The organism is Ruegeria sp. CDSC051 (genome assembly GCF_059610665.1).
In genome coordinates this window covers 17,747-37,341 of record NZ_JBXWOC010000003.1, presented here as the reverse complement: position 1 = coordinate 37,341, position 19,595 = coordinate 17,747, and the positions used below count along the sequence as shown (strand labels likewise).

Genomic DNA, 19,595 nt, shown 5'->3' with positions numbered 1-19,595 from the left:
TCGACTGCGACGGAGGTGACATGACAGAACAAACCGCACCTTCTCCGAACATTTATCAACGTGTCGACAGAGCGGCAGCTGAGGTTGGGCTTATCGTGATGGGTGCGTTGCATCCTGGGCGCGCTAATGCCAAGCAATTGGACAGCGGCACCCTGATCCTGCTAGGTGCAGGGCCCACGTTCTGGCCTGTTTTGAAATCAGCCCTTGAATGGCAAGGTCCCGACCCTGTTGACCGGTGGTCGTACCGCGTCGTCAATCAGATGGCGCAGGATTTGGGGGCGCAAGCCTATTTCCCATTCGGTGGCCCACCCTATGTGCCGTTTATCGACTGGGCGCTGAAATCGGGGCGTACATTCAGCAGCCCTGTTGGCGCCTTGGTGCATGACACGGTCGGTATGATGATCTCGTATCGCGGCGCGCTGCATTTTGATGAGGAATTCGAGATTCCCGGTGCCCATAACTCATCGCCCTGTGTTACATGCGATTCCCCTTGCGCTCAGACCTGCCCAGTCGGAGCCCTGAACACCCACAGCTTCTATGACGTTGAGGCCTGCCACGGGCATCTGAACACAGAGCAGGGCCAAACCTGCATGACCGGTGGCTGCCTTGCGCGCCTGGCCTGCCCTCTCAGCCCCGGGGCCGGGCGGGACCCAGAACAATCCGCCCACCACATGAGGTCTTTTCACCCGTCATGACTCGCACCCTGATCCTGACCCGCCATGCCAAATCCAGTTGGGATGAGCCGACGCTCAGCGATCATGATCGACCACTGAACAAACGTGGACGCTGCTCCGCACCTGCTGTGTCCGGCTGGCTACTCAGGAATGGCTGGCTACCGAATGAGGTGCTCAGCTCTACCGCCCTCAGGACCCGCGAGACGTGGGATCGAATGGGGCTGCAGGCCGATCTGATCCAGTTCGAACGCTCGCTGTATCTGGCCGGTCCCGATCTCATGATGCGGGCCCTATCGCAGGCTTCTGGCCAAACCGTGCTGATGCTGGGCCACAACCCCGGGATCGCTGAATTCACCAGACAGCTTGTGCGGCAGGCGCCAGATCACGGCCGTTTCGATGACTACCCGACCTGCGCAACAACAGTCATACAGTTCGAGATCAACTCCTGGGCCGCGCTTCGGTGGCACAGTGGGGATGTCTTGGGGTTCGTCATTCCACGCGAGTTGCCGGAATAAAAAAGGCGGGGCAAAAACCCCGCCTTTCAAGGTTCTTCCGATCGGGATCAATGGCCCAGAATCTGGCTCAGGAACAGCTTGGTCCGCTCGCTTTGCGGATTGTTGAAGAACTCTTCTGGTTCGTTCTGTTCCACAATCTGACCGGCATCCATAAAGATCACGCGGTTGGCGACCTGACGGGCAAAACCCATCTCGTGGGTCACACAAAGCATGGTCATGCCTTCTTCGGCCAGCTCGATCATAGTGTCGAGCACCTCTTTGATCATCTCAGGGTCCAGCGCCGATGTAGGTTCGTCGAACAACATGATCCGCGGCATCATGCAGAGCGAACGGGCAATCGCAACACGCTGCTGCTGACCACCCGAAAGCTGGCCAGGATACTTGTCGGCCTGTTCTGGGATTTTCACCTTCTCTAGGAAGTGCATCGCACGCTCTTCAGCCTCTTTCCTGGGCGTCTTGCGCACCCAGATCGGGGCCAGCGTACAGTTTTCCAGAATGGTTAGATGCGGGAAGAGGTTGAAGTGCTGGAACACCATCCCGACCTCGGACCGGATCTTGTCGATGTTTTTCAGGTCATTCGACAGTTCCGTCCCATCCACCATGATCGTGCCTTGCTGGTGTTCCTCCAGCGCGTTCAGACAGCGGATCAGGGTGGACTTACCCGACCCTGACGGCCCCGCGATAACAATCCTCTCGCCCTGATTGACGGTCAAATTGATGTCGCGCAGCACATGGAAAGACCCATACCACTTGTTCATGTTGTTGATTTCGATGGCGACCTCGTCGCTCACCTGCATCTTGGATCGGTCGATTTCGCGGTCTATTGCAAGTTCAGACATGTGTTGAACTCCTTAACGATGGCCAGTCTGAAGCTTGCGCTCCAGATACATGGAATAACGGGACATGGAGAAGCAGACGACGAAGAACAGCGCGCCGATAAAAGCGAACAGTTCCCAGTAGATGCCGTTCCAAGCGGTATCAGCGCGGATCGCGTTGGCAAGGCCAAGCACGTCGAACAGTCCGATGATCGACACCAGAACCGTATCCTTGAAGATCCCGATGAATGTGCTCACGATGCCCGGAATTGAGATTTTCAGGGCTTGCGGCATGATGATCAAACGCTGTGCCTGCCAGTAGTTCAGGCCCAAACTGTCGGCGCCCTCGTACTGACCGCGTGGCAATGCAGCCAGGCCACCCCGGATCACTTCGGCCATATAGGCGGCTGAGAACAGGGTCATCATGATCATCACCCGCAGGATGATGTCAAAATTGGTGCCTGGTGGCAGGAACAGGTTCAACAGCAGCGAGGCCACGAACAGTAGCGTGATCAGCGGTACGCCGCGAATGAACTCGATAAAGCCCACACACATGTATTTGACGATAAGAAGGTCCGACTGACGGCCCAGCGCCAACACGATACCGATCGGCAGCGAGACACCGATGGCCACAACACCCAGCAGGATCGCCAGCATGAAACCACCGAACTGACGACTTTGCACGGCTTCGATACCGATCGGCAGGATCGAATCCATGGCACCAACGAAATAGCTCGATAGAAACAGCCACCAGATCAACGCAGCCACTGCACCACCGATCATCCCGAGCAATTCGCTTTGTTGCTTGCTGACGACGGTGTAGACGGCCCAGCCGGCAACAAATCCAAGTGCCGCCGACAATGGCCCCCAGATGGTACCACCCCACATCAACCAAGGCATCAGGAAGGGGTAGATCGCGCTAAAGATCAGCAACTTGCTCGGAACACGGTCCGAATACAGCACTGGTGCCAGAGCAACCAGCAACAGAACAAGCGCCAGAATCGGCCGCCAGTACAGATGGCTCGGGTAGAATCCGAACAACAGCTGCAGCCAGCGATCATTGATGACAGCCCAGCAAGCATGACCATGGGTGTCTCCCCAGGTTGCCATCATGATCTCACGGCACTCAGTCAGTGAATTGGCATTCCAGACGGATTGGAACGTCCATGGCAGAACGCCCGACAACACATAGTAGATCGCATAGAGCGAAACCAAAGTCAGGATCGAATTGAACCAACCAGAAAACAGATTGTGCTTAACCCAACCTACTATTCCCACTTCGGACGCTGGTGGCGCTTTCTCCGGCAACATTTCCGCGCGGACAAATGAAACATCACTCATATTACCGCTCCACCAATTTGACACTATTGTTGTACCAGTTCATCACTGCCGAGATGCTCAGCGAGATGCACAGATAGACCAGCATCAGCAGTAGAACGCATTCCAGCTCGCGGCCGGTTTGGTTCATGGTGATGCCACCCAAGGTACCTGTGATATCCATATATCCCACCGCAATCGCCAGAGACGAGTTCTTGGTCAGGTTCAGGTAGTTCGAGATCATTGGCGGGATGATCACGCGCAACGCTTGCGGCAGGATCACCAGACGCATAATCCGGCTCGGGCGTATACCCAGCGCGGCGGCGGCCTCGGTCTGCCCCTTGGAAATGGCGAGAATTCCGGCCCGCACGATCTCAGCGATGAAAGCTGCAGTGTAAAGGGACAGGGCCAACCACAATGCGATAAGCGAGTTCCGCAAATGAGTGCCGCCTTTAAAGTTGAACCCTTTCAGTTCCGGGTATCCCAAATGGAATCCCAACGCAGTCAGCAGGATCAACATCGGCACAAACAGTATGCCCAACTGAATATGCCAGATGGTTGGGCGATCACCAGTTGCTTCCTGTTTTGCAGCGGCATTAGCGGATACTTTGCGCATCACAAAAATGCTGCCCGCCAAAACGACCAGAAAGGCGACCAGATCCAATGAAATGTCGAAGCGTAAGCTGGACGCACCAAACAAGTGGATATCGCCAAGACTGCGTGAAAACAGGAGCTCTGGGATATAGACACCGCGATTGGTGACGGCGACAGAGTTGAATAAATCCATCGTGGCCGTCGGGGTTTCACCTCGGAATGCATTGGGTGCCGGTAAACCTTCGATCAGAATGGCCATAGCCAGAACGATCCAAAGCAGCACAGGCACGTTACGGAACATCTCGACATAAACAGTCATGATCCGCGCGATCAGCCAGTTGTTTGAAAGCCGTAATACACCAACGAAAACACCGATAATCGTCGCCGTGATACAGCCGAGAACTGCAACAACAAGTGTGTTTAGCAATCCGATAAGCCCAGCACGCAAGTGGCTGTCTCGAGAATCGTATTCCAGCAGGCGTTGGTTGATATCGTAACTTGCAGGTTCGCCGAAGAACCCGAATTCTACGGGTTTACCAAGTGCTTCGAGGTTCTGAATGGTGTTGGAAATGATCCAGGCTGCCAAAAGCATGAAACCGATCATTGCAATGACCTGGATGGTCGCAGATCGGTACCGCGTATCGTAAAGGAGCATGGACAGCCGGAACTGCTCCTTTGGCGGGTCAGTGAGAGTCGACATGACCTATGTATATCCCCGTGTCATCCCGTTATTCGCAGACAGAGTTGATCTCTGTTCAATCTAACCGGGACTGTTTCTTATGGATTGAAAAAGGGCGCAGGATGAACTGCGCCCTCTTCAATGGATATTAGCGGAACGGCGGCGAGTACAGCAGGCCGCCATCGGTCCACTGACCGTTCAGGCCGCGTGCCAGACCGATTGGGGTTTCTTCACCGATGTTCTTGGCAAAGACCTCACCATAGTTACCACCCGCCTTGATAGCGCGCATTGCCCACTGTGCGTCCAGACCCAGCATCTCACCCAGAGTGCCTTCGCTGCCCAGCAGACGGTTCACTTCGGGGTTGTCGGTGCCAGCAGACATCTCGTCGATGTTCGCCGAGGTCACACCCAGCTCTTCAGCCGAAACCAGTGCGTTCAGTGTCCAGCGAACAACGTCGCCCCACTCGTGGTCGCCATGACGGACCAGCGGGCCCAGCGGCTCTTTCGAGATGATTTCGGGCAGCAGGATGTGATCACCGGGGTTTTCGAACGTGGCGCGCGTTGCGGCCAGGCCCGATGCGTCGGTGGTATAGACGTCACATGCGCCAGCCAGATACTGCTGCTGCGCTTCTGCGTTGGTTTCGATCGGAACCGGCTCGTAGCTGATGTTGTTCGAGCGGAAGAAATCCGCCAGGTTCAGCTCGGTGGTGGTGCCGGTCTGGATGCAGACAGTCGCGCCGTCCAGTTCCTTGGCCGAGCTTACGCCCAGCGCTTTGGGAACCATAAAGCCCTGACCGTCGTAATAGTTTACACCGACGAATTCGAACTTCAGGTCTACGTCGCGGCTGAAGGTCCAGGTGGTGTTCCGGGCCAGCATGTCGATTTCGCCCGAAGCCAGCGCGGTAAAGCGTGTCTTACCTGTGGTCGGAACGAATTCAACGGCGCTTGCGTCACCCAGAACCGCAGCGGCAACGGCGCGGCACAACGAAACGTCAAAGCCCTGCCATTCACCATTTGCGTCGGGCGCGGCAAAGCCGACCAGACCGGTGGTCACACCGCAGTTCAGCTTACCGCGCGCCTTGACGTCGTCCACGGTTCCCGCCATGGCTGCGCCTGCGGCCAGACCGGCAACTGTGGCCGCGCCCAAGATTACGGATTTTTTCATTTTTACCTCTTCCTGATTGTCCATCCCGTTCAGGGACGGTTCTATCCGGCACCTCAGGTACCAGAAAGGTTTCCCCAAAGGTGTCTCCCCTTTAGTGCGCACGAGTTTGGTCGCATTCATAAACAAACGTCAAGGGTCGGATCAGGGAAAACGATGGATCAACTCACAGATGTCCATCAGAGCGGTAAAAATTCAGAAATCTAAGATCAATCAGAGACGTCGTAGAAGCGTTTAGCGTGTAAAAAGGCAGAACGTTTGACTTCGGCTGCTTCATGCGCCTCGTCGTCATGGCCCCATTGCTCGATTTGCCACAGCTCGTCCAACCGCGAAATCCGCCAGATCTCTTGCGCATCACACCAATCGGAAGTGGCCGCAAACCCAAGGATCAACGAGCCCGAAAGGCTGACCAGATCGTGGAAGGCAGCCAGTTGGAAGTTGTTGAAATCATGCACTCGCCGGCGCAACTGATCCAGCGCCGCCACGTCTTGCGGCTGATGCAGGATACCTGTGACGGGCTGCAGGCGAACCGACATGGCTTCCGCGGCCCAGTCCAACACCGGGTCCCACTGTTCAGCTTGCCGCTGCTGCAACTCTTGCGGGTGGGCGGCGCGATAGCACAGCAAATCCGAATCGCCATAATCGGCCAGCATGTCTGCAACTTCGGCGTGCTGAATCTGTACCTTGTCGATGGCTGCATTGGCCGAACGCGTGTAGGGCATCGTCCCTGGGTCGACCTGTTCTTCCTGCGCGTCCCATTCGGCCGCAACGGCCTGAGCCATCGGCAAGGTCGGCAGGATCAGTCCGGCCCGCGCAGGTGTTTTGACCCGACGACCGTCCAGTTCGACCGTAAATCCGCCATCGGCCTCGACCACCCGACATGCAGTCCAAAATCGTTTCGGTTTCCAGTCACTCATGTCTTCAGGTCCAGATATCGTCCAGTGCGCCCGGCAACTGGTCAAACGTTTCGATTATGCGAGAGGCGGCGGCCAGGGCAGGCTGTTCGTGATACCCCCAGGTTACGCCAATTCCGGTGACACCGGCGGCGGCGGCCATATCCATGTCAAACCGGGTATCCCCGATCATGACCGTATCAGCAGCGTTGACGCCGGTTTCGGCCCGTGCCGTGTCGATCATCGAAGGGTGCGGTTTGGAGGGATGGTGATCCGCGACCTGCCGGGTCACGAAATAGCCTTGCAGGCCGTGCCCCTCGATCAGGGCATCCAGACCGCGTTGCGATTTGCCCGTCGCCACGCCCAGCAACATCTCGGGGATCGCATGTAGCGCCTCGATAACCTCACGGGCTCCGGGGTAGAGCGGCGAACTGGCCATTCCCTGTTCCAGCCGATGTGCGTGATAGGCCTGTTTATAGCCCTCTACCAACCGCGCCTGATCCACAGCAGAACACTCGGGCACCAACTGTGCCATGGCTTGTGGCAGAGATAATCCGACTATGGACAAGATCCCCGCCCTATCCGGTACCGGCAGAGACAAGGCATCAAAGCTGGCGGTCATGGCCGCAACAATGCTGCCCTGGCTATCGACCAGGGTACCGTCCACATCAAATAGTACCAGACGCAAGGGTCTGCTCATTGCAGAGACTCGAACGGATCATCCGCAGCTAGGTCTTCGGCCCATCCGAATGTGTCCCAACTGTGTTTCATATGATCAGGCAAGGGTGCGGTAACCGTGATCTTCTTACGCGTCACCGGGTGCTGAAACGAAGCCTGCCGCGCATGCAGGTGCAGCTTTTTGCTGATCACACCGCCCAACTGCGCACCCCAGCCATCGCCAAGGTTCTCTTGACCCGAACCGCCGTATTTTCCATCCCCGATGATTGGGTGCCCAATCGCTGCCATATGCGCACGCAACTGATGGGTGCGGCCGGTGATCGGCTCCATCGCGACCCAGGCGGCGCGTCCGGCCACTCGGTATAGCGTAGCGTAAAGTGTATGGGCCCGCTTCGCGCCTGGCGTGTCGTTGATTTCGTTCAGATGAACGGGGATCATCTTTTCGCCCTCGCCCTGGCTGCCATGGCCCGGGGCCTTGACCAAACCGGTCTTGATCTCGCCCAGATAAGGGGTCGGCACCCCAGCGACCAGGGCCCAATATATCTTGCGCGTGTCCCGGTGACGGAAAGCGGCGGTCAGTGCTTTGGCGGCCTCGCGTGTGCGGGCCAGCAACAGCACGCCCGAGGTATCCTTGTCCAGTCGGTGCACCAATCGGGGGTTTTCGTCATATCCAAAGCGCAGCGCCTCGGACAGGCCGTCCACATGCCGGGTCTGGCCGCTGCCGCCTTGCACCGGCAAGCCTTGCGGTTTGTTCAGCGCGATCACGTGATCATCACGATAGATCACGCAAGCCTGCAACATCTTGGCATCCGCATCTGTGATCCGCGGCTTGACCTCGACCGGTTTGTGGTCCGCATCCGGCAGAGGTGGCACGCGTACGACCTGGCCGACCTCAAGCCGGGTCGAGGCCTTGGCCCGTCCGCCATCCACACGCAGTTCGCCCTTGCGGCACATTTTCTCGATGCGCCCCTGGCTGACATGCGGAAACAGACGCCGCAGCCAGCGGTCCACCCGCTGATCGCCATCCCCATCCGCAACCGTAATCATCTGCACGCCACTCATGCCATTGCCCCTTGCGCCGCGCGGCAGACCCGCCCGGACCACGCTGTAAACATTGTCCCAGAAAACATGCGCGTCTGTCGCGCGCATCGGCCAAAGAGTCAAGCCGGTGCTAGTCTGGTTTCCGTTGCGAACGCAGCTTGGCAAAGTAGTCCAGCCGTTTCTTCAGCTCACGTTCAAACCCACGCTCGACAGGTTGATAGAGAACAGGGCGCGATATGGACTCGGGAAAGTAGTTCTGCCCAGAAAACCCATCCTCGGCATCGTGATCATAAGCATAGCCTGCACCATAGCCCTGATCTTTCATCAAAGAGGTCGGTGCATTCAGAATATGTTTGGGCGGCGGCTCACTTCCTGATTGCTTGGCCAGACGCATCGCTGCCTTGTAGCCCACATAGGCCCCGTTCGATTTCGGAGCCAGAGCCAGATAGACCAGCGCCTGCGCCAAAGCCAACTCGCCTTCGGGACTGCCCAGCCGCTCATAGGTCTCCCATGACTGCAGACAGATCGCCTGAGCCTGCGGATCCGCCAGACCAATGTCCTCGACCGCCATTCGCGTGATCCGGCGCGCCAGATATCTTGGGTCCTCGCCTCCCGTCAGCATTCGCGCGAACCAGTACAGGGCGGCATCGGGGTCGGATCCTCGCACCGATTTATGCAGAGCCGAGATCAGGTTGTAATGCTCATCTCCAGATTTGTCGTATTTCGCGGCACGGCGCATGAGCCGGGTCGACAGGGCTTCAAGGTCCAGCGTGCCCTCAACTTTCCACGCGGCCACCTGTTCGATCAGGTTCAACAGCGCGCGCCCGTCGCCATCGGCCATTTCTTGCAGCGCACCACGGGCCGCAGAGTCCAGTGGCAACCCACGGTCCAGTTCCTGCTCAGCGCGTTGCGTCAGGCGTTCTAGATCGGCAGGGCTGAGCCTTTCCAACACCAACACCTGTGCTCGGCTGAGCACAGCGGCGTTCAGCTCGAACGATGGATTTTCCGTGGTCGCCCCGACCAGGAGGATCGTACCATCCTCCATATGCGGCAGAAACCCGTCCTGCTGCGCCTTGTTGAAGCGATGGATTTCGTCAACGAACAGCAACGTCCCCTGCCCGTTCTGACGCCGGATCTTCGCAGCTTCGAACACTTTCTTCAGGTCGGGAACACCAGTAAAGATGGCACTGATCTGCACAAAATTCAGGTCCGTCTCTTGCGCCAAAAGCCGCGCGATCGTGGTCTTGCCGACACCGGGCGGCCCCCAGAATATCAGGCTCGACAGACTGCCCGAGGCCAGCATCACGCCCAAAGGCGCATCCGGACCCAACACCTGTTCCTGTCCGATCACCTCGGCCAGCGTTTGCGGGCGCAATCTGTCGGCCAGCGGGCGATGTACAGGCGGCGCAGGATCAGGTGACCCGGTATCGAAAAGGTCACTCATCCGGTCACAGCCTGAACCGCAGGGAAACCGGCCGGCCGCCCCTGAGGATATCCAGATTGATCCGACGCCCCGGATCGGTCAGCGCCTTCACGACATCAGCAGGTCGCTCGACCCGCGCGCCGTTTATTCCATCGACCACATCGCCCGGACGCAGCCCGGACCGACCGCCATAGCGGCCCGCGTCGACCACAACCACCCCCGTCTGCGACAGCAAAAGCCCTAGCCGCGCGATAACAGCAGGGTTGATCCGCGACACGGTCAGGCCTGGCATCACGGTTTCATCGTTCAGCGTCGTCACTTCCGCTGCCGGAACCTCGGGCGCTTTGACCAAAGCGACCTCAAGTTCAGCTCGGTCCTCGCCGCGCAGTCGCGTCACCACCGACGTGCCGCCCACACCGGCCACTGACATGCGGAATTTCATCTCTGCCGGCGAGTTGACCTCATCCCCGTCGACATGGGTCACGACGTCCCCAACCTGCAACCCTGCCTCGGCCAACGGGCTGAGCGCATGGAGATCCGAAATCACCACACCCTGCGGGATGACCAAGCCCAGAGACTCAGCGATATCCGCACTCATGTGCTGCCCTGCCATTCCGGCCCAGGGGCTGACAAAACTGTCATTGCCGGCCTGCGCTTGCCGCAGGAATTCGGCAACCAGATTGGCAGGGATGGCAAAGCCGATCCCGTTCGATCCGCCAGAACGTGTCAGGATCGAGGTGTTGATGCCAATCAGATCACCGTTTACATCGATCAGCGCCCCGCCCGAATTGCCGGGATTGATCGCCGCGTCCGTCTGAATGAAATAGCCCCGCGCATTGCCCGTGGCCGTACCGGTCCGCGCCAGCCCCGAGATAATGCCCGATGATACCGTCTGCCCGACGCCGAACGGGTTGCCGATGGCCAGAGCCAATTCACCCACCTCAACCAAATCGGAATCCCGCATGTCGATCGAAGGCAACGCCTCGGCATCTTTCAGACGTAGAATGGCGATGTCGCTTTCCTGATCGCCCAGAACCACCTCGGCCGAAAACTCGCGCCGGTCCGTCGTGACGACCCGTATTTCTGTCGCTGAACCAACAACATGATAGTTAGAGACCACATAACCGTCATCCGTCAGGATCACACCCGACCCCAGCGAATTCTGAACGCGCGGTCGCGGTTCGCCAAAGCCGCCGCCAAAGAAATCCTGAAAGAACGGATCAGAGAACAATGAGTTCGAGCGCCCTTCGCGCACAATCTTGGCGTATATATTCACCACCGCCGGCGCGGCCTGTTTCACCACCGGCGCAAATCCAAGGCTGATTTCGGCCTGAGAACGTGGCACCCTGGTTTCCGCCGCGGCAGAGGCAGACAAAAGCGATAAAGCGAAGGCCGTGGCGCGAAGCATCATAGTTCCCGAAAATTTTTGGACTGTTTTGGATATGCGGCGCGATGTCTGGGTTTGCAAGCGCGGTATTGGAGTTTCTGCCAGACTTCAGTCATCACCACCCAGACAAGATTAAGCCAGTCCAGCCACATTTGACATGTCCGACCGCCTGACTACGACGTTCATAGTCAGACGGTTAGGTATTAGTTGAGCTGTCTCGGTTTCAAGCGAACCGATCTGTATGCCAAAACGACAAGCGTAAGTATGGCCCCCTGCCCTACGAGTACTGCGGGCCAGATCAGGGGAAACTGCGCGTCTGTGTACTTTTGCGGTCCGAAGGAAACCGAAGCAAGAAGTGCCGCTAAAAGTGTCAGGCATATACCGGCCTTTGTTTCCGTGGCGCCAAGGAGGATCGCAGCGCAGGCTGCGCTGAGTGCGGCCCCAATAGAAGGCGCAATCCCAAACAGTGGTGTAACTGTGGGCGGATGTGGCGGTACTCCGGCATAGAGAGCGCTCAGCATAACGATCTGCAAAACGATAAGTGTCAACAAAGCAGCATTGGCCGCCCGATCTTTCTCATAAATCAAGTTCGCCTCCTTTTTCCGTAACAAAGTGTACGGTTGCGTTAAGCCGTAACCCGATGTACGGCTGAGTGTCAACACCATTCAGGAGGCCAGATTGAAAGATCACCTACGCACTGCCCGGCAGGAACAGATCGAAACAGCGGCTTATGAACTGCTCGCAGAAAAAGGTTTCGCGGGAACTTCGATGCTGAGCATCGCCAAACGTGCCCGCTGCTCAAACGAAACGCTCTACAACTGGTATGGCGATAAGCTTGGCTTGTTCCGCACCATGGTGTCACGAAACGCTGCGGAAGCAAAAACGTTGCTTGAAAACGCGCTTGCACAGCGTGAAGCCTCGATCGAAACACTCGACGCCTTTGGGCCGGTATTGCTGGAAATCATTTTGGGCGAGAAGGCCGTTTCTCTGAATCGCGCGGCCGCAGCTGACGCAACCGGCCAACTAGGTAAAGCCTTGTCAGAGGCAGGCCGGGAAACAATTTCCCCTCTCCTGGCACAGCTGTTTGAAGCTGCCAGAACCAATAGAGAGCTAGTCAGCAACGATATATCGGACGTGGTTGATTTGTATTTGGGATTGTTGATTGGTGATCTTCAGATCCAGCGCGCGATCGGGCGCACAGAAAAGCCCGATCCGGGAACATTGGCAAGGCGCGCCGAAGCAGCAACCAGACATTTGCAAACGCTTCTCGGGCCCTGACTAAAGCTGACACATACCATGAGCAGAGCGGACTTGCGACTGGCTCCATAAGAAAAACCCCCGCGTCCGAGACACGGGGGTTTTCACATGAAAGCCAAGCTTTCTTATTCTTCGTCTGCGGCCTCTTCGGCGGCGGTACGCGCTTTGTCTGCAGCGCCTTTGGCGTCCAGATCGCGGTCAACGAATTCGATGATCGCCATCGGGGCCATGTCGCCATAGCGGAAGCCTGCTTTCAGGATCCGGACATAACCGCCCTGACGCTCGGCGTAACGGGGGCCCAGGATTTCGAACAGCTTTGCGACGTCTTTGTCTTCTTTCAGCTGCGATGCGGCCTGACGACGGGCGTGCAGGTCGCCGCGCTTGCCCAGAGTGATCAGTTTTTCAACGATCGGGCGCAGTTCTTTTGCCTTGGGCAGAGTTGTTTTGATCTGCTCATGTTCGATGAGCGAGCCAGCCATGTTCGCAAACAGAGCCTTGCGGTGCTCATGAGTACGGTTCAGGCGGCGGTAACCACGTGCGTGACGCATTTTCTAGTTCCTTCTTTAGCGTTTTGCTTTGTCTGGCCGGCGATGCGTGTCACCGACTCTCCTTGGGGCAAGATCGCCCTTGATTCCCCGGCAGCCCGGGCATTGGGGAAGACGCGCTTAAAACGCGTCTTCGAATTTCTTCGCCAGATCTTCGATGTTGTCGGGCGGCCAATCCTCGACATCCATACCAAGGTGCAGACCCATGCCGGACAGCACTTCTTTGATCTCGTTTAGCGACTTGCGGCCAAAGTTCGGGGTGCGCAGCATCTCGGCTTCGGTCTTCTGGATCAGGTCGCCAATGTAGACAATGTTGTCGTTCTTCAGACAGTTTGCCGAACGGACCGAAAGTTCCAACTCATCTACTTTCTTCAGCAGCAGCGGGTTGAACTCCAGACCATCATCCTCGTCCTGACGACCAGCCGCTTCCGGCTCATCGAAGTTGACGAAGATCGACAGCTGATCCTGCAGGATGCGCGCAGCATAGGCCAACGCGTCCTCGGGGGTGATCGAACCGTCAGTCTCAATCTTCAGGGTCAGCTTGTCATAGTCTAGAACCTGACCTTCACGCGTCGGCTGAACATCATAGGCGACCTTTTTAACCGGCGAATAGATCGCGTCGATCGGGATCAGGCCGATAGGTGCATCTTCTGGCTTGTTCTTTTCAGCCGAAACATAGCCCTTACCGGTGTTGACGGTCAGTTCCATGAACAGGTCGGCACCATCATCCAGGTGACAGATGACGTGATCGCGGTTCAGAACCTCGATGCCAGCGCTTTCGCTGATGTCGCCTGCGGTGACGATTGCCGGGCCTTTAGCATTGATCGACAGACGCTTGGGGCCTTCGACCTCCATGCGCAGGGCAACCTGCTTAAGGTTCAAAATGATGTCGGTGACGTCTTCACGCACGCCTGCAACCGAACTGAATTCGTGCAGGACGTTGTCGATCTGAACGCTGGTGATGGCCGCACCTTGCAGCGAGCTCATCAGAACGCGGCGCAGGGCGTTGCCCAGTGTCAGACCAAAGCCACGCTCCAGCGGTTCTGCAACCAGCGTTGCCTGGCGCGCAGGATCGTTGCCCGGCTTGCTTTCCAGCTGGGTTGGCTTGATCAATTCTGCCCAATTCTTGTGGATCATGTAATCCCTCCATTCCTGTCCGCGCCCCATGACCAACAAGGTGCAGACGCCCGAGGTTCAAAATGACGTGCTGGGGCCGTGCGAAAATGCGGGCCCCAGCTCAATTCTAATTCGCTTAGACGCGGCGGCGTTTCGGCGGGCGACAGCCATTGTGAGCGATCGGCGTCACGTCGCGGATCGACGTGATGTTGAAGCCCACTGCAGCCAGTGCGCGCAGAGCCGATTCACGACCCGAACCGGGGCCCTGAACTTCGACTTCCAGCGTCTTGACGCCGTGATCCTGCGCCTTTTTACCTGCGTCTTCCGCAGCCATCTGAGCAGCATACGGTGTAGATTTACGCGACCCTTTGAACCCCATGGTCCCGGCCGACGACCATGCAATGGCGTTGCCTTGCACGTCCGAGATCAGGATCTTGGTGTTGTTGAAGGTCGAATTCACATGGGCCACGCCCGATGCGATATTCTTGCGCTCTTTTTTCTTGGTACGAGTCTTTTCGCGTGCCATCGGTCAGACCCTCCTTATTTCTTCTTGCCAGCAATGGCCTTTGCGGGGCCTTTGCGGGTACGAGCGTTGGTATGGGTACGCTGACCGCGAACGGGCAGGTTACGACGATGACGCAGACCGCGGTAGCAACCCAAATCCATCAGGCGCTTGACGTTCATCTGAACTTCGCGACGCAGGTCACCTTCGACGGTGAAGTTTGCGTCGATATGTTCGCGGATGGCCAGAACTTCGGAATCCGACAGCTCATTGACGCGACGGTGCGCTTCAATGCCTACGGCTTCGCAGATGGCCTGCGCCGAGGTGTTGCCGATACCGGTGATATATGTGAGGGCGATAGGTACCCGCTTTGCAGTCGGGATGTTTACGCCGGCAATACGTGCCACGTGTCACTTTCCTTTTTGTTGCGGTTCCGTAGCTCCGGAACCTTTTTTCACAACACTTGACCGTGGCAGTGACGCCAGAGGGCCCAGTATTATTCGAGGTGGTCGGGGCAGTTAGGACGAATCCCGCCTGCGATCTTGATTCCCTTTAGGGATGGGGGTCGATATGGGCTTTTGCGCTTGGCGTCAAGGCCATATTGGAGCTAGCCGAGTACGGCCTCGATCGACGCAGTCACTTCCTTGATATCGGCCAACCCATTGACCGGGCGAAGATCGCCTTTGGCGTAGTAATAACCAATCAGCGGCGACGTCTTTTTGTAGTACTCCATCAACCGCGTGCGCAGGCTGTCTTCGTTGTCGTCAGCGCGACGCGTGAACTCTTTTTGCTCACCACAGTTGGTGCAGCGACCATCTGCCGGAATCGGCTTGGTCTTGTCATTGTAGACCTCGCCACAGCCCGAACAGGTCGAACGTGCGGTGATCCGATCCACTAGGGCATCGTCATCCACCCGCATCTCGATCACAGTGTGCAGTGACTGGCCCAACTTGGTCAGCAGAGCCGCCAATGCGTCGGCTTGTGCCAATGTGCGGGGGAAACCGTCAAAGATGAAACCGGCACCGGTTTCGGTGGTCAGCTTCTCTTCGATCAGGCCGATGACAATCTCATCGGTGACCAGCTTGCCGGCATCCATGATGGCTGCAACCTTCAGGCCCATCTCGGTGCCCGAGGTTTTGGCTTCGCGCAGCATGTCTCCGGTGCTCAGCTGCACCATGCCGCGTGTTTCAACAAGATGACGCGCTTGCGTTCCTTTACCCGCCCCCGGGGGGCCCAGAAGAATGATGTTCATCGACGAGCGGGTCCCTTCCTGCCGCGTTTCTTACCCTTCCCGCGCAGTTGGGACTTTTCGATAAGCCCTTCGTATTGATGCGCCAGCAGGTGGCTCTGAACCTGTTGGATCGTATCCATGGTCACAGAGACGATAATCAGAACCGAAGTACCACCGAAATAGAACGGAATGGCAAACTGGCCCCGCAGGATTTCAGGCAGCAAACAAACCGCCGCCAGATAAGCCGAACCCAGAACCAGAACGCGGTTGACCACGTATTCCAGATACTCGGCGGTTTTCTTACCCGGACGGATACCCGGCACAAAACCGTTCTGCTTTTTCAGGTTATCCGCCACGTCATCCGGTTTGAACGACACGTTGAACGTGTAGAAATAGGCAAAGAACACGATCATCGACGCAAAGAACAGCAGGTACAGAGGCTGACCAGGTCCAAAATTGGCCAGCAGCCAGGACATGATCGGCCCGTTGGTCGCACCCGATGAGAAGGTTGAGATCGTCACCGGCAGCAGCAGCAGCGAGCTGGCGAAGATCGCCGGGATAACGCCGGCCGGGTTCACTTTGACCGGCAGGTGGCTCGAGCCGCCCTCATAGATCTTCATACCGGCCTGACGGCGCGGGTATTGAATGTGGATCTTACGCAAAGCGCGCTCCATGAACACCACAAAGGTGATCACGGCGATGACCATGACAATCACTCCGATGATCACTGCGGGGCTGATTGCGCCGCTGCGGCCACTTGCGAAGAACTGAGCCAACGCTGCCGGAACCTCGGCGATGATGCCAACGAAAATAATCAGAGAGATACCGTTGCCGATGCCGCGCGCGGTGATCTGCTCACCCAGCCACATCAGGAACATGGTGCCGCCAACCAGTGTAATCATAGTCGACAGACGGAAATAGAGGCCCGGATCGGTCGCCAGATCGCCCGACTCCAGCGAAACGGCCAAGCCATAGGCCTGAACGGTGGCCAGCGCCACGGTGCCGAAACGGGTATATTGGTTGATCTTCTTACGACCCTGCTCGCCCTCTTTCTTGAGCTGTTCGAGCGCCGGAACCATCGAGGTCAGCAGCTGAATGATGATCGAGGCCGAGATGTAAGGCATGATGCCGAGGGCAAAGATACCCATCCGCCCAAGCGCCCCGCCGGTGAACATCGAAACCATACCGCCGATGCCCTGCCCCGCTTGCTCCATGAACTCACGCAGGGCCTGTCCGTCGATCCCCGGCACCGGTATAAAAGTGCCCAGGCGATAGACGATCAACAAACCCAGTGTGAACAGGATGCGGTTGCGCAGATCGGTGGCTTTGCCCAAAGCAGCCCAGCTAGTGTTGGCTGCCATTTGTTCTGCTGCTGATACCATGAATCGGTCTCTCTTATGAAAACACCGCCCGGAACCGTTTTCCGGCTCGGGCGGCGTCTTGGAAAACTCTGAGGTCTATGTAAGCGGGTCTTGGCCCGCTCACAAGCGCTTACTCTGCCGCAGCGGCTTTTGTGACCGTCAGTGAACCGCCCGCTTTTTCGACTGCCTCAACGGCAGCTTTCGAAGCACCAGTTACTTCCAGGGTCACCTTGGCGCTGATTTCGCCTTTGGCCAGAACGCGGATACCGTCCAGTTTACGGCGAACCAGACCGGATGCAACCAGTGCGTCCTCAGTGATCGCGGCTTTGGCGTCCAGCTTACCGGCGTCGACGAATTTCTGGATCAGGCCCAAGTTGATAACGGCAAATGCCTTGCGGTTCGGCTTGTTAAAGCCACGCTTGGGCAGGCGTTGGTACAGCGGCATCTGGCCACCTTCGTAGCCATTGATGGCCACACCCGAACGGGATTTCTGACCTTTGATACCACGGCCACCCATTTTACCTTTACCGGAACCGGGACCACGGCCGACGCGGGTCCGTTTCGGTGTGGCGCCTGGGTTGTCGCGCAATTCATTCAGTTTCATTTCGCTTCTCCTTCGCCGGAAATGACCCCGAAGCGTGATGGGTCAAACACGGCATTTCTTGGTTTTGATTCTTGCGGCGCAGTACGCCACCGGAGCCCGATACAGCTTTGTGGCTGAGGATGCAAGTTTTGAAGTGAACAACACCCAAACTGTCTAGCCTTCAGCATTTTGGATTGGCGCGTCCAGTGGATTAATCCGGTGTTTGGCCAGAAGCTTACCCACCAGGCTATCTGGATCTGGCAGGCCATTATACCTGTTCCTAAGGATCGAACGCATCCGGCGACCATAAAAGTGAATGGAAACTGTGTCCTCGTGGAAGAACCTGGATAAATCGGCGTTTGGGCGTGCCAAAGCGCGCCGTCTGGTAAAGTTCACCGGATAGAACACATGCTCAGGCAGAACAAATTGGTGTTCGCCGGTTTGCCGTAAAGCCCAGGCAAAGGCTGACGGACCCCATGCGCCCCAATATTGCGCGGGCACATTGATCGGATCACCTGCATCCTGTGCCGCACGAAGGGGTTCCTGATATCGTTTGGGCAGCCATGGCGGAATCCGATACGGGTCCGTTGTATATTCGATGAGCAGATCCAGCGCCGGGCTGTCTGACGGAATGCCCAATACGCCGATCGCAATCTCTCCTTCGAGCATTCCGTAAAAATGCCCGGTCTCCGTTGTGAAAGGACGCATGCAATAGGCGTCCGTATCCGCCCATATCAAATCGGGCTCCTGCGCCAACATGCGGTATCGGAACTTGTCCGAATGCGGCGCCGGGCTACCAGTACGGCTATGCGCAATGAATTCTGTGCCAGGCATCACATCGCGCGCATCGCGGGTATCCACACCTTCAGGTATCCCGGAGACATTCCCATAGGTGTAGAGGCGAACGGATTGACCGGTATCCAGATAGGATTTGATGCAGAGCTGCTCGAGAAAGCTCAGCGGGCCATCCACCCACAACATGCCGATCTGGTAGTCTCGCACTGCGTCAGCCTCGTCATCGCGTTATTGGGACATAGCCCCCTCTAATAATTCTCATGGAAAGTTTCCAAACGATCCACAATGCAGAGCGACCAATTTCACCGTGCCTGTGCCTTTCAAGCACGCAGAATCAAAAGAGGCGCCAAATGGCGCCTCGGTGTTGTTCAGCCTGCCAGGTTCTCAGCAGTAGACGTGCTTATGCGCAATATCACTTATATCGCACCGGCGGATACCAATGTCGTTCAGTTCGCGATCAGTCAGGTTCTGAAGCTCTGAATAGGTGCGGCCGAATTCGGCGCGCAGGGCATAGGCCTCTTTCACGCGTGCGATCAGAGTTGCGATGCGGGCGGTCAGACCAAAGCCTTCGCGGGAAAAAGTTGCTGTGTTTGCCATTTCTATATTCCTTTCTAAACCGGAGCGTATTCTCCAGATTTCGTTTGCGTTCCTATTTGGGACAAAGCTCAAATAAGAACGCCAGATAACGCTAACAACAGAAGATTCGGTCTGGCCGGTATGCATTGGGGGAATGGCAGTGAAAACACTGTTTAGACATCCCACTACAGGCTTTCGTTGAAATAGACCTGTGGATTTCTCGGCTAAAGATAAGATCTATCAAATTTATATATTTTAATATCTTTTTTCTTTTACGGACCCATATTTTCACTATTCTATCACATATCCGTGAACTATCGGGCTATTTCGGCCTGTTTTACCATTTTCGCCTCGCACGTTTAGGGCGTCCTCGACTTCATGAATGAGGATACTCCATGCCTTTGGTTTCAAGCGTTATTAGAAGGTTGCGCTGGATTCAGCGCCGTCCTTC

The 19,595-nt window shown here is 56.9% G+C and carries 22 protein-coding genes; 3 read left to right on the top strand and 19 right to left on the bottom strand.

Annotation, left to right across the window (positions count from 1 at the left end; all coding sequences use genetic code 11):
- The first annotated feature begins 20 nt into the window (after positions 1–20).
- Both AC2FH0_RS08420 and AC2FH0_RS08415 read left to right on the top strand, forming a co-directional pair.
- A complete protein-coding gene (locus AC2FH0_RS08420) occupies positions 21–695 on the top strand; it encodes a ferredoxin (RefSeq protein WP_496789060.1) in 675 nt (224 codons plus the stop codon).
- Entirely contained in the window at positions 692–1,189 is a 498-nt protein-coding gene (locus AC2FH0_RS08415; RefSeq protein ID WP_496691911.1) for a SixA phosphatase family protein, read from the top strand. Before AC2FH0_RS08420 ends, AC2FH0_RS08415 begins: the two co-directional genes overlap by 4 nt.
- 47 nt (positions 1,190–1,236) lie before the next feature.
- Here AC2FH0_RS08415 and AC2FH0_RS08410 read toward each other — a convergent pair whose 3' ends face one another.
- The 10 genes from AC2FH0_RS08410 to AC2FH0_RS08365 form a co-directional block, all read right to left on the bottom strand.
- The gene (locus AC2FH0_RS08410; protein WP_142639743.1) at positions 1,237–2,028 is read right to left on the bottom strand and encodes an amino acid ABC transporter ATP-binding protein; all 792 of its coding nucleotides are present in this window, start codon (positions 2,026–2,028) and stop codon (positions 1,237–1,239) included.
- Between the two features lie 12 nt (positions 2,029–2,040).
- Complete coding sequence (locus tag AC2FH0_RS08405) at positions 2,041–3,345, bottom strand: amino acid ABC transporter permease (protein ID WP_142639745.1); 1,305 nt, start codon at positions 3,343–3,345, stop codon at positions 2,041–2,043.
- Position 3,346: 1 nt separating this feature from the next.
- On the bottom strand, positions 3,347–4,615 hold the full coding sequence (locus tag AC2FH0_RS08400; RefSeq protein ID WP_496729464.1) for an amino acid ABC transporter permease: 1,269 nt from the start codon (positions 4,613–4,615) through the stop codon (positions 3,347–3,349).
- Positions 4,616–4,742: 127 nt separating this feature from the next.
- Entirely contained in the window at positions 4,743–5,759 is a 1,017-nt protein-coding gene (locus tag AC2FH0_RS08395; RefSeq protein ID WP_142639749.1) for an amino acid ABC transporter substrate-binding protein, read from the bottom strand.
- A gap of 206 nt (positions 5,760–5,965) precedes the next feature.
- A complete protein-coding gene (locus AC2FH0_RS08390) occupies positions 5,966–6,673 on the bottom strand; it encodes an ATP12 family chaperone protein (protein ID WP_496789059.1) in 708 nt (235 codons plus the stop codon).
- A 4-nt stretch (positions 6,674–6,677) separates the two neighbouring features.
- The gene (locus tag AC2FH0_RS08385) at positions 6,678–7,349 is read right to left on the bottom strand and encodes an HAD-IA family hydrolase (RefSeq protein ID WP_496789057.1); all 672 of its coding nucleotides are present in this window, start codon (positions 7,347–7,349) and stop codon (positions 6,678–6,680) included.
- Positions 7,346–8,389, bottom strand: coding sequence for an RluA family pseudouridine synthase (locus AC2FH0_RS08380; RefSeq protein ID WP_496789286.1), 1,044 nt, complete (start codon positions 8,387–8,389; stop codon positions 7,346–7,348). The genes AC2FH0_RS08385 and AC2FH0_RS08380 overlap by 4 nt, the downstream gene beginning before the upstream one ends.
- A 109-nt stretch (positions 8,390–8,498) precedes the next feature.
- Positions 8,499–9,812 (bottom strand): replication-associated recombination protein A, encoded by a 1,314-nt coding sequence (locus AC2FH0_RS08375; protein ID WP_496789056.1) that lies wholly within the window; start codon positions 9,810–9,812, stop codon positions 8,499–8,501.
- Positions 9,813–9,816: 4 nt separating this feature from the next.
- On the bottom strand, positions 9,817–11,199 hold the full coding sequence (locus tag AC2FH0_RS08370) for a trypsin-like peptidase domain-containing protein (protein WP_281973751.1): 1,383 nt from the start codon (positions 11,197–11,199) through the stop codon (positions 9,817–9,819).
- A gap of 182 nt (positions 11,200–11,381) precedes the next feature.
- Entirely contained in the window at positions 11,382–11,765 is a 384-nt protein-coding gene (locus AC2FH0_RS08365) for a hypothetical protein (RefSeq protein WP_496789055.1), read from the bottom strand.
- 91 nt (positions 11,766–11,856) lie between these two features.
- On the opposite strand from AC2FH0_RS08365, the gene AC2FH0_RS08360 reads away from it, so the two are divergent.
- Complete coding sequence (locus AC2FH0_RS08360; protein ID WP_496789053.1) at positions 11,857–12,456, top strand: TetR/AcrR family transcriptional regulator; 600 nt, start codon at positions 11,857–11,859, stop codon at positions 12,454–12,456.
- A 104-nt stretch (positions 12,457–12,560) separates the two neighbouring features.
- Here AC2FH0_RS08360 and rplQ read toward each other — a convergent pair whose 3' ends face one another.
- The 9 genes from rplQ to AC2FH0_RS08315 all read right to left on the bottom strand — a co-directional run bounded on the left by rplQ (position 12,561) and on the right by AC2FH0_RS08315 (position 19,165).
- Positions 12,561–12,983 (bottom strand): 50S ribosomal protein L17, encoded by a 423-nt coding sequence (gene rplQ / locus AC2FH0_RS08355; protein WP_142639761.1) that lies wholly within the window; start codon positions 12,981–12,983, stop codon positions 12,561–12,563.
- Between the two features lie 117 nt (positions 12,984–13,100).
- The gene (locus tag AC2FH0_RS08350; RefSeq protein WP_281995981.1) at positions 13,101–14,117 is read right to left on the bottom strand and encodes a DNA-directed RNA polymerase subunit alpha; all 1,017 of its coding nucleotides are present in this window, start codon (positions 14,115–14,117) and stop codon (positions 13,101–13,103) included.
- A gap of 115 nt (positions 14,118–14,232) precedes the next feature.
- On the bottom strand, positions 14,233–14,622 hold the full coding sequence (rpsK, locus tag AC2FH0_RS08345) for a 30S ribosomal protein S11 (RefSeq protein ID WP_037311698.1): 390 nt from the start codon (positions 14,620–14,622) through the stop codon (positions 14,233–14,235).
- A 14-nt stretch (positions 14,623–14,636) separates the two neighbouring features.
- A complete protein-coding gene (gene rpsM / locus AC2FH0_RS08340; RefSeq protein WP_142639766.1) occupies positions 14,637–15,005 on the bottom strand; it encodes a 30S ribosomal protein S13 in 369 nt (122 codons plus the stop codon).
- Between the two features lie 200 nt (positions 15,006–15,205).
- Positions 15,206–15,850 carry an adenylate kinase gene (locus AC2FH0_RS08335; RefSeq protein WP_142639768.1) on the bottom strand — a complete coding sequence of 215 codons (645 nt, stop codon included), beginning with the start codon at positions 15,848–15,850 and terminating at the stop codon, positions 15,206–15,208.
- Positions 15,847–17,211: a preprotein translocase subunit SecY gene (secY, locus tag AC2FH0_RS08330; protein WP_271951986.1), complete on the bottom strand. Its 1,365-nt coding sequence runs from the start codon at positions 17,209–17,211 to the stop codon at positions 15,847–15,849. Before secY ends, AC2FH0_RS08335 begins: the two co-directional genes overlap by 4 nt.
- A 109-nt stretch (positions 17,212–17,320) precedes the next feature.
- On the bottom strand, positions 17,321–17,794 hold the full coding sequence (rplO, locus tag AC2FH0_RS08325) for a 50S ribosomal protein L15 (RefSeq protein ID WP_142639772.1): 474 nt from the start codon (positions 17,792–17,794) through the stop codon (positions 17,321–17,323).
- Between the two features lie 153 nt (positions 17,795–17,947).
- The gene (locus tag AC2FH0_RS08320; protein ID WP_496691903.1) at positions 17,948–18,775 is read right to left on the bottom strand and encodes a hypothetical protein; all 828 of its coding nucleotides are present in this window, start codon (positions 18,773–18,775) and stop codon (positions 17,948–17,950) included.
- A 177-nt stretch (positions 18,776–18,952) separates the two neighbouring features.
- Positions 18,953–19,165, bottom strand: a complete 213-nt coding sequence (locus AC2FH0_RS08315; protein WP_496691902.1) for a DUF1127 domain-containing protein — start codon at positions 19,163–19,165, stop codon at positions 18,953–18,955.
- Positions 19,166–19,595: the final 430 nt, after the last annotated feature.